Below are 9,888 nucleotides of genomic sequence, written 5' to 3' on the forward strand. Positions count from 1 at the left end.
AGTGGATCAATGGTATTCAATCAGCCCTTAGGTGGTAACGAAATGCCCCGTTTCGGCGGGCCGGTCACAATGATGCGTCTGCCCGCGGCGAAAACAGCCGAAGGGCTGGACGCCTGCTTTGTCGGCATTCCCATGGATATCGGCACGTCGAACCGATCCGGTACGCGGATGGGCCCCCGGCAGATCCGGGACGAGAGCCGGATGATCCGGCCTTACAATATGGCGACGGGGGCCGCCCCCTTCGAGCGGCTTCAGGTTGCCGACATCGGCGATGTGCCGATCAATACCTTCGACCTGAAAAAGTCGGTCGACATCATCACCGAATTCTATCGCGGGATTTTCAGGCACGGAGCCAAGCCGCTGACGCTCGGCGGCGACCACACGCTGACCTGGCCGATCCTGCGGGCCGTCAAGGAGAAGCACGGACCCGTTGCTCTCATTCACGTCGACGCGCATTCCGATACGAACGAGCATATGTTCGGCGAAACCGTCGCCCATGGCTGCCCGTTCCGCCGCGCCTTCGAGGACGGCTGCCTCCAGAACGACAAGGTGTTCCAGATCGGCCTGCGCGGCACCGGCTACAGCCCCGACGATTTCAACTGGGGGCGCAAGCAGGGTTGGACGTGCATCCAGGCGGAGGAGTGCTGGTGGAAATCGTTGACGCCGCTGATGGCTGAGATCCGCGCGAAAATCGGCGATGCGCCGGTCTATCTGAGCTATGACATCGACAGCCTCGATCCGGCTTTCGCGCCAGGCACCGGAACCGTCGAAGTGGCGGGCCTCACCACGCAGCAGGGCCTTGAAATCATCCGTGGCTGCGCGGGCCTCAACCTTGTCGGCGGTGACCTCGTGGAAGTGTCGCCGCCATACGATCCGTCGGGCAACACGGCGGTAATCGCGGCAAACTTCCTTTACGAGATGCTTTGCGTGCTGCCCGGCGTGGCGAAACAGTCATAGCCGGCACGCCAGCCTATAGTGGAGGAGAGAATTATTGATAGAAGTTGATCGCGTCAGTATCCGGTTTGGAGTTGGGCCGGGAGCATTCGTCGCGCTGGACGATGTGTCCGTGACGGTGAAGGAGAAGGAGTTTTTTACCCTTCTCGGCCCGTCGGGTTGCGGGAAGACAACGCTTCTGCGCTCCATCGCGGGGTTTATCAGACCCCATTCCGGCGCCATCCGGCTCGGTGGCAAGGACATTCTGGGCTTGCCACCCTTTGAGCGGCCGGTAAACACCGTTTTTCAGAACTACGCCTTGTTTCCGCACATGACGGTCGCCGAAAATGTCGGCTTCGGCCTGGCCATGCTGAACCGCCCGAAGCAGGAAATCTCCCGGACCGTGGAGGAAATGCTGGCGCTGGTGAAGATGTCGCCCATGGCCAGCCGGCGCCCGGCGGAGCTTTCCGGCGGCCAGCAGCAGCGTGTGGCGCTGGCTCGCGCTCTCGCCCCGAAACCAAAGGTTCTCCTGCTCGATGAATCGCTGTCTGCGCTCGATCTGAAGCTGCGTAAGGAAATGCAGATCGAGCTGAAGCGGCTGCAGGCCGCAACCGGCATCACCTTCATCTTCGTCACGCACGATCAGGAGGAAGCTCTCACCATGAGCGACCGCATCGCCGTGATGAGCGCCGGCCGGATCCTCCAGATCGGCACCCCGCGCGATATCTACGACCATCCTTCCCGCCGGTTCGTAGCCGACTTCATCGGCGACACCAACTTCGTCGAGGCGGTCTATCTCGATGCCGGTACGGTAGAGTTGCCGGGTGGCACTCGGATGAGCCCGCGAATGCCCGAGGGAGCAGCGCCGGCGGCGGGGAAGGTAACCCTGGCGGTCCGTCCCGAACACGCGCAGCTGCAGGAGGACATCGCCGACGCACCGCTTTCGGGCGTGCTGGACGACGTCGTCTATTGCGGAACCGACACGCATTTCCATCTTGCGCTCGCCGACGGCGCGCGTTTCGTCGTGCGCCGGCAAAACAACCCGAGCCAGATGGCCGCCTTCCAGCCCGGCCAGCGCCTCGGCATCCGGTTCGAGCCGCAAGCGGCCCAGGTGTTGGGAGACTGACACGATGGCACAGCTTGCAACGCGACTGCCCGACATCATCGCTGCCGAGCGGCGGGAAAGCCGCAACCGGTGGCTCATGCTTCTTCCCGCGCTGGTGATCCTGTTGGCCGCCGCCATCGGGCCACTGCTCGTCGTGGTGGTCTATTCCTTCCTGACCGCCGGCGACTACGGCGGAGTGGTCTGGCATTTTTCCTGGGACGGCTGGATCGGCGTCTTTGCGTCCCGCGATCCGTTCGACGGCACGCTCAGCCTTGCCGATGCCCACATCATGATCCTGTGGCGCTCCGTCAAGCTTTCGCTGCTGACGACGTTCTTTTGCATCGTATTCGGCTTTCCGACAGCCTATTTCATCGCCACCCGGCCTCCCCGGCAGCGCGATTTCTGGATGTTGCTGATTACCATTCCCTTCTGGACGAACCTGTTGATCCGCACATTCGCCATCATGGGATTGATCCGCAACGAAGGCATCCTGAACGGCATCCTGCTCTCGCTAGGGGTCATCCAGCAGCCGATACAGATGATGTTTACCGACTTCGCCATCCTGCTCGGCATGGTCTACGTCTTCCTGCCGCTGATGGTCCTGCCGCTTTACGCCTCCATGGAGCGGCTTGATTTCTCCCTGATCGAGGCCGCTTTCGACCTCTATGCGACCCGCAGCCGCGTATTGCGCAAGATCATCATACCGGCCGTGAAGCCCGGTATCGTCGCGGGGTCGATCCTTGTCTTCGTACCGTCTCTGGGCGCCTACGTGACCCCACGAATTCTTGGCGGCGGCACGCAGCTCATGCTGGGCAACCTCATCGAGCTCCAGTTCGGACAGGCGCGCAACTGGCCGCTTGGCGCCGCTCTGTCGCTGACACTGCTGCTCGTGGTGACCGTGGCACTGATATTCTACGTGCGCTCGGCGGGAGCCGAGGGAGATCGACATGGCTGAATCTCGCAAGACCTTCGACCTGCGGCGGCAGACCGGTTTCACGACGATTGCCATTTTCAGCTTCGTCATGCTGTATCTGCCCATTATCCTGATGGTCGTCTTCTCGTTCAACAGCGGGCTGGCGCTGACGAGCTGGAGCGGCTTTTCGCTGACCTGGTATGTCTCCGCCTGGCACAACGAGCTCGTGCAGGAAGCGACATTGCGTTCGATGCTGATCGCTGCGGCAGCGACGATCATCTCGACCACCGTTGCGGTGCTTGCCGCGCTGCCGATGACGCGCGGCAAGAACTTCAGGGGGAGGACCACCATCTTCGCGCTCATCAATCAGCCGCTGATGGTGCCGGAAATCGTGACCGCGGTCGCGCTTCTCGTCGTCTTTGCGGCGATCAAGGTGCAGACCGGCTATTCGGGCATCGGCTACCTCATTCTCGCCCATTCCGCTTTCTGCATTCCCTTTGCGTTCATGCCGGTTCGCGCCCGCCTCCAGGGCATGGACGCAACACTGGAACAGGCGGCGGCCGATCTCTATGCAAGACCGTGGCGCAGCTTCCGCTACATCACCTTTCCCTTGCTTTGGCCCGGCATCCTAGCCGGCGCCATGCTGGCATTCGTGACCTCGCTGGACGACGTGGTCATCACCGAATTCGTGAAAAGCGCCGGACAGGACACCCTCCCAACCTACATGCTGGGACAGATGCGCCGCAATCTGACGCCGGAAATCAACGCGATCTCGACCATTCTGCTGGTCATTTCCGTGATCATGGTCGTCGCTTTCTTCTTCGCAAGCCGTGAAAAACGATAGCGCAGACAAGAACAACCAAAGAGGAGAACCAATGAAAACCTTTCTTTCCGCCCTTACCATTGCTGCCCTGAACGCAGCACCTGCCCTGGCAGACGGCCAGCTGAACATCTATAACTGGGGTAACTATACGCCTCCGGATCTCGTCAAGAAGTTCGAAGACACCTACCATGTGAAGGTCACCGTCACGGACTACGACAGCAACGACACCGCCCTTGCCAAGGTGGAGGCCGGTGGTCACGGCTTCGACATCGTCGTTCCGGCGGGGATCTACGTGCCGATCTGGATCGAGAAAGGCCTTCTGCTCGAGGCCCGGCCGGACCAGATGGAGAATTTCAAGAACGTCGACCCGAAATGGCGCAATCCTGAGTTCGACCCGGGCCGCCACTACACCGTACCCTGGCAATGGGGAACGGTCGGGATTTCAGTGAACCGGGATGTCTACAAGGGCGACATCAACACTTCCGCCATCCTCTTCAATCCGCCGCCGGAGCTGAAGGGCAAGATCAACATCGTGCCGGAGATGAACGATCTCATGGCGCTGGCCGTAAACTACGTGGGCGGCAAGACCTGCTCCAACGACATGACCGTCCTGAAGAAGGTGCGCGACCTGCTCGTTGCGGCCAAGCCGAACTGGCTTTCCATGGATTACGGCACCGTCGAGCAGCTGGCCCAGGGCGACATCGCAGCCGGCATGAACTGGAATGGCTCGTCCTTCCGCAGCCGGCTGGTCAATCCGAAACTGGAATTCGGTTTCCCGCAGGAAGGCTTTCCCGTGTTCATGGACAATGTGGCGATTTTGGCCGACGCCAAGAATGTCGACAATGCCAAGCTTTTCATGAACTTCATCATGACGCCGGAGAACGCCGCGATGATTTCGGCATATGCTCGCTACGGCAACGGGATTATGGGTTCCGACGCCTACATGCCCGAAGACATGAAAACCGCGCCCGAAGTCAACATCCCGCCGAAGCTGGCCGGCGCCGGGTTCCCGGCCCAGACGTGCTCACCCGAAGTCATGAAGATCTATACCAAGATCTGGACCGATCTTCAGAAATAAACGACAGGAAGCCGCGAGCCATGCTCGCGGCTTCCTTCACATCTTGCAGACATGATCCTGCATAGCGAATTCACGGCTCGGGCAATCGCCCGGCAATGCAGCAATGCCACCAGCGCCGCCTGAGCGACGCTGGTGTCTTATTGTCAGTTCCGCAGCGTCAATGCCGGATTATGTGCGAAGAAGTTGTGCGGCTCAATGTGGATCGTCTTCCACTCGGTCGACATGACAGGCCAATCCTCCATGCGCGGGATATGATGGAAGCCTGCGGTGAACCAGGTGACGATATCCTTGCCCATCAATGGCTTGTTGGCCTTGACCCATTCCGGCAGCGTGTCGGAACCGTCGCTCTGCATGGCGAACTTGCCGCCGGCATATTGCTGGTTCGGGTCGTAGACCGTGTTCCATACCGAATATTCGATATAGGCATTGCGCTTCATCGGCGGGTCCTTGACGAAGTCGAAGGGGCCGTAGGCCACGTCACCGTGATGGATCATCCAGCCCGGCTCCTGGCCGAGATAGCCTTTGCGCGAAGGGTCGGAGATCATGAAGTAGCGCGGCTTCATTGCCGAGAGCTGATAGCGCGCCTCCATTTCCGTCTTCGGCATCGTATGCTGGACCGTCCACATCGAGCGACGCGGGTTCTTCGCGTCGACCTTGGCCGGGACGATATCCATCGTGCCGAAATGGTTGGCCGGCTGATCGACGTCGAAGTCGATGCGGAAGTTGAAATAGTGGTCGTGATTTGCGGCCACCAGATTTGGCGCGATGAGCGTGCCGTGCGCGGTGTCCGCGGCGGCGGTCGGATCATCCATCGAGGTCGACTGAACGCCCTTGACGGCATCGAGGCCGGTCGCGCCGATCATGATGCGGATCTGGCCGTCCGGCTGCAGCCGGTAGTCGATAAGATAATCGTAATTGCCGACTTCCGACGCCGTGCGCACGACAAGCTCGCTGCCCGGCCGGCCTTCCGCCGGAACCGGCTTGTCTGGCGTCTGCGCAAAGACCTCGAAATGACGCCACGCCGGATCGCCGATGCTGCGCTCGAAGACGCAGATGGCGTTCGGGATGGTCAGCGGGTTGCCCTTGTCGTCAGCGATGGTCGCCGGCAGGAAGGTCGCGTAGCTCGGGCAGTCGAGGCCGGCCCGCAGCGGGCTGAGGAACAGGCCGAAACCGTATTCTCCGCTGTCCATGTAGGTGCGCCAGTACCAGCCCTCGGTCGGGTCCATGTAAGGCACGAAGACTTCCGAGAGATGCGACTGGTAGATCACCGAGCGCCAGGTATCGCCGTCCTTCACGTCGAGGTTGGAGAGGACGAGGCCCGGGCGCTTGTCGACGCGGAAATTGAAGCGCCACATGTCCCATTCGAGATGATTGCCCGATATCTTGTAGTTCGGGCCGCCCTGCTGCGAGAGCGTCGCGAGATTGGTCTGCGGGCGCAGCGGCTCGCGCTCGGCCACTTCCTTCTCGGTATAGCCCCAATTGTCCTTCGGACCTTCGATGGCGCCGGTGTCGATCACCTTCAACACCTTTTTCTTGCCGATGTCGTAGACGGCAAAGAGGCCCTCGATCGGCTTGGCGTAGTAGTTCGATCCCTCCGGAACGCGGTAGCAAGGCACCTTCATCAGGCGGGAATTCTGGTATTCCTCGGTAAAGAAGTTGCCGGCCGTCAGCGGCAGGCAGAAGGCCTGGTCCGGCGTGAGGCCGCGCTTCTTGAGGCCTGCGATCATCTGCGGATCGCCAAGCACGCCCTGCAGGGCGTCCATGAACTCGGTGAAGAGCACCATGGGCTGCCCCTTGATCGGCATCGTGCTCTCGACCGTGCCCTTGGTGATGTTGACGACGGCTTCCTTGAAGCCCTGCGGGCTCGTCAGCTGCACTTTCGCCTCGCGGTCGAGCGGCTTGTCGCCGTCCTTCCACTGCAGGACGTCGGCCTTGGCCGGTTCCTTCAGTTCGATCAGCGGATAGAGCGTGTTGTCGTCGACCACCTTCTGCTCACGCAGGATCTGGTTGATCTTCTGGTACTCGTCCGCCGTCAGCCCATCGAGCGGGTGGCTCATCGCTGTGGACGCGCAAAGCGTCAGCAGCAGCCCGGCCGAAGCCAGATAATGCTTCATGTTCATTTTCATCCTCCCTGTCCTATGCCTTCCAAGATCAAGCGAATATCACCTGGATATCCGTGTATTCCTTCAGCCCTTCCTCGGCGAATTCGACGCCGAAGCCGGATGCCTTCACGCCGCCGAAAGGCGCATTGGGCTGGATCGCGCCGTGCTTGTTGATCCAGACCGAGCCGCATTCCATGCGCGCGGCCACGGCCTTCGCCGCCGATATGTCCGAGGACCAGACGGAGCCGCCGAGGCCGTTCGGGCTGTCATTCGCCATGCGGACGGCATCGTCGACATCAGCGTATTTGATGACGGGCAGCGCCGGGCCGAACTGCTCCTCGTCCACCAGCGCATCGCCATTCGAAAGGCCGGCGACAATGGTCGGCGGAAAGAACAATCCTTCGCCCGGCGCGCCGCCGAGCAGCACCTTGCCACGGCCTGCCGCATCGGCAACAAGCCGGCTTAGCTTTTCGAACTGCATGCGGTTCTGCACCGGACCGAGAATGCTCGTTTCCTCCATGCCGTTGCCGACCGGAATGTTGCGGGCATAGGCGACCAGCGCCTCGCAGACGGCATCATGAATCGACTCGTGCACATAGAGACGCTTCAGCGCGGCACAGGTCTGACCGTTGTTGATGAAGGCGCCCCAGAAAAGACCTTCGGCGATCTTGTCCGGATCGGCATCGGGCAGGACGATGCCGGCATCGTTGCCGCCGAGTTCCAGCGTCAGCCGCTTCATGTTGGAGGCGGCCGATTGCATGACCTTCTGGCCGGTGGCAATGGAGCCGGTGAAGACGATCTTGTTGATGCCGGGATGGGCCGCCATGGCGGCGCCGAGATTGAAGCCCTTGTCGTCCGATGTCACGACATTCAGCACGCCGGGCGGCAGCACCTCGTTCATGATCTCGACAAGGCGCAGCGTCGAGAGCGGGGTGAGCGGCGACGGCTTGACGACGACGGTGTTGCCGGTGCGCAGCGCCGGCATGATATGCCAGATCGCGATCATGACCGGGAAGTTCCATGGGGTGATCGAGCCGACGACGCCGACCGGCTTGCGATGCAGTTCCACGCGGCCTTCGGCATTGTCCTGCAGCACCTTGACCGGAAGCGAAAGCCCGGTCGTATAGCCCGCCCAGGCGACCGTACCGCCCATTTCCCACCGCGAGCCGAGACCATTCAGCGGCTTGCCCTGCTCGAGCGTGATGATGGTGGCAAGCTCGTCGGCGTGCTCCTCGATGCGGGAGGTCACGGCGGAACAAATGCGCTGCAGTTCGCTGTCGCTGCGCGCGGACCACCCGGAGAACGCCGCGCGGGCAGCATCGACCGCCCGGTCGAGGTCAGCCGCACCCAGATTGGGCGCGCGGCCGGCTTCCTGACCGGTTGCCGGGTTGGTCACCACGAAATCTGCTTCGCCCGCCACGGACGTCCCGCCGATGGTTGCAGAATAAAACGCCATTGCCAGTTTCCTCCACTGTATCCCGGTCGAAAGCCGGGAATTGGGGGAAGCTTAAGCCAGGAACGAGCGTCAGACTTGGACGGAAGCGTCCGGACTGTTGGACAAAAGCGTCAATGGCAGCGAGTGGCGGCGCCTGGCGTCATGCCGTATTTTTTGCGGAACTCACGATAGAAATAGGAGAGATCGTTGAAACCGGCGTCATAGGCGATCGCAGCGATGCCGTCGCCGGCCATATCGGCGGCACGGGCGCAAAGCCGGCTATGGGCTATCTCAAGACGGCGATTCAAAAGACGATGTCCCGGCGTTTCGCCCAGCGCCTGGAAATGCCGCTGCAGCATGCGCTCGGACACGTTGAGACGGCCGGCAAGCTCCCGCGGGCCGAAGGCCGGATCGGCGCCATAGCGATCGATCAGGGCAAGCGCCCGCGAAAGCAGGGTTTCCGGCGCGGCGGTGCCGCGGGCCGACTGAAGATAAGCACCCATCAGACAGAGGAATGCCTCGCCGAGCTGCGGCTGAGCGGCCGGGCCATCGAGCATCTTGGTCACCACCGCGCGCATGGCCAGCCACAAGGGGTCGCTCCGGCTGATCGAGATGCCGCCGACAAAGGCATCGCCAAAACGGTGGACCATCTCCTCGCGCGGAAGGTGGATCGAAACCTGGCTTGAGCGGATGCCTCCATAGGAGAAACGCGACGGCCGGACGGAATCGACCAGGAACATGTCGCCGGGATCGAGATGAGCCACCTGGCCGTTCTGCTCGACGCGACAGTGGCCGGCATCCTGGATGAGAAGGAAAAAGTGCTCTCCGGGATCCTGGCGGATCGCCTTGGTCCCGCGCTCGACGTGCTTGCTGGCATCGAGCCCGACGATCGCGGTTTCGAACAACCCTATGCGCCGGGTCGCGACATCGCCGGCGACAATGCCGGACGACAGCGCCGGTTCAAGACTGAACGCGCCGCAGACCTTGCGGATCTCCGCCTCGAGAACCTCCACCGGCACCGGTATATGCACTGGCGCTACCAACGACTGCATGGTCCCCTCCCCTGGCCTTTGCAGAACATTTTCAGCCTTATATCACATTTTTACAGAAAACATCCTAGTTTCTGTAATGTTCAGGCAGCTATTGCCCGAACCATTTGCCTTCGTTCGATCCGAGGTCGGCCGTGGAAAAACAGGGCGACGACGGATCGTATCTTGCGGAGGCTTTTCCAGCGGGCGAAAACACCGGGCAAGGAGCCGATCCAGACGATCACATCTGGCCGCCGTTGATCCTTTCGCCAAGAGAACCCGGCCGAATCGAACAAAAGTCGGCCTTTGCCTTACATAATCGAATGCCCGCTGCCGCTAGAAAGCACCTCCATGGAAATGGGAGTGCCTGCAATGGATTTCGAAGCATTTTTTAAGGGCGAGCTTGACGGACTTCACGGTGAGGGCCGTTACCGGGTCTTCGCCGATCTCGAACGCCGCCGAGGCAATTTC

General features: G+C 61.3%; 8 protein-coding genes. 5 read left to right on the top strand and 3 right to left on the bottom strand.

Features of this window, described 5'->3' with window-relative positions; genetic code table 11:
• The first annotated feature begins 42 nt into the window (after window positions 1–42).
• The 5 genes from speB to ACQZ6J_RS31105 are packed head-to-tail and all read left to right on the top strand — an operon-like array spanning window position 43 to window position 4,852.
• Window positions 43–957 carry an agmatinase gene (gene speB / locus ACQZ6J_RS31085; RefSeq protein ID WP_449086845.1) on the top strand — a complete coding sequence of 305 codons (915 nt, stop codon included), beginning with the start codon at window positions 43–45 and terminating at the stop codon, window positions 955–957.
• Window positions 958–991: 34 nt separating this feature from the next.
• A complete protein-coding gene (locus tag ACQZ6J_RS31090; protein WP_449086846.1) occupies window positions 992–2,059 on the top strand; it encodes an ABC transporter ATP-binding protein in 1,068 nt (355 codons plus the stop codon).
• Window positions 2,060–2,063: 4 nt separating this feature from the next.
• Window positions 2,064–2,993, top strand: coding sequence for an ABC transporter permease (locus ACQZ6J_RS31095; protein ID WP_163992668.1), 930 nt, complete (start codon window positions 2,064–2,066; stop codon window positions 2,991–2,993).
• Entirely contained in the window at window positions 2,986–3,795 is an 810-nt protein-coding gene (locus tag ACQZ6J_RS31100; protein ID WP_163992666.1) for an ABC transporter permease, read from the top strand. Before ACQZ6J_RS31095 ends, ACQZ6J_RS31100 begins: the two co-directional genes overlap by 8 nt.
• Window positions 3,796–3,826: 31 nt before the next feature.
• Window positions 3,827–4,852, top strand: a complete 1,026-nt coding sequence (locus ACQZ6J_RS31105; protein WP_449086847.1) for an extracellular solute-binding protein — start codon at window positions 3,827–3,829, stop codon at window positions 4,850–4,852.
• Between the two features lie 143 nt (window positions 4,853–4,995).
• Here ACQZ6J_RS31105 and ACQZ6J_RS31110 read toward each other — a convergent pair whose 3' ends face one another.
• The 3 genes from ACQZ6J_RS31110 to ACQZ6J_RS31120 all read right to left on the bottom strand — a co-directional run bounded on the left by ACQZ6J_RS31110 (window position 4,996) and on the right by ACQZ6J_RS31120 (window position 9,441).
• Entirely contained in the window at window positions 4,996–6,972 is a 1,977-nt protein-coding gene (locus ACQZ6J_RS31110; protein WP_449086848.1) for a copper amine oxidase, read from the bottom strand.
• Between the two features lie 31 nt (window positions 6,973–7,003).
• Window positions 7,004–8,410 (bottom strand): aldehyde dehydrogenase family protein, encoded by a 1,407-nt coding sequence (locus tag ACQZ6J_RS31115; protein WP_163992662.1) that lies wholly within the window; start codon window positions 8,408–8,410, stop codon window positions 7,004–7,006.
• 110 nt (window positions 8,411–8,520) lie between these two features.
• Complete coding sequence (locus ACQZ6J_RS31120) at window positions 8,521–9,441, bottom strand: helix-turn-helix domain-containing protein (RefSeq protein ID WP_163992660.1); 921 nt, start codon at window positions 9,439–9,441, stop codon at window positions 8,521–8,523.
• Between the last annotated feature and the right edge of the window lie 447 nt (window positions 9,442–9,888).

The organism is Rhizobium sp. A37_96, assembly GCF_053521765.1.

What these genes read in the sequence shown, in the direction of transcription:
- ACQZ6J_RS31120 (WP_163992660.1), bottom strand. Translation starts at nt 9,441, where the DNA reads ATGCAGTCGTTGGTAGCGCCAGTGCATATACCGGTGCCGGTGGAGGTT.
- ACQZ6J_RS31115 (WP_163992662.1), bottom strand. Translation starts at nt 8,410, where the DNA reads ATGGCGTTTTATTCTGCAACCATCGGCGGGACGTCCGTGGCGGGCGAA.
- speB (WP_449086845.1), top strand. Translation starts at nt 43, where the DNA reads ATGCCCCGTTTCGGCGGGCCGGTCACAATGATGCGTCTGCCCGCGGCG.
- ACQZ6J_RS31100 (WP_163992666.1), top strand. Translation starts at nt 2,986, where the DNA reads ATGGCTGAATCTCGCAAGACCTTCGACCTGCGGCGGCAGACCGGTTTC.
- ACQZ6J_RS31110 (WP_449086848.1), bottom strand. Translation starts at nt 6,972, where the DNA reads ATGAACATGAAGCATTATCTGGCTTCGGCCGGGCTGCTGCTGACGCTT.
- ACQZ6J_RS31105 (WP_449086847.1), top strand. Translation starts at nt 3,827, where the DNA reads ATGAAAACCTTTCTTTCCGCCCTTACCATTGCTGCCCTGAACGCAGCA.
- ACQZ6J_RS31095 (WP_163992668.1), top strand. Translation starts at nt 2,064, where the DNA reads ATGGCACAGCTTGCAACGCGACTGCCCGACATCATCGCTGCCGAGCGG.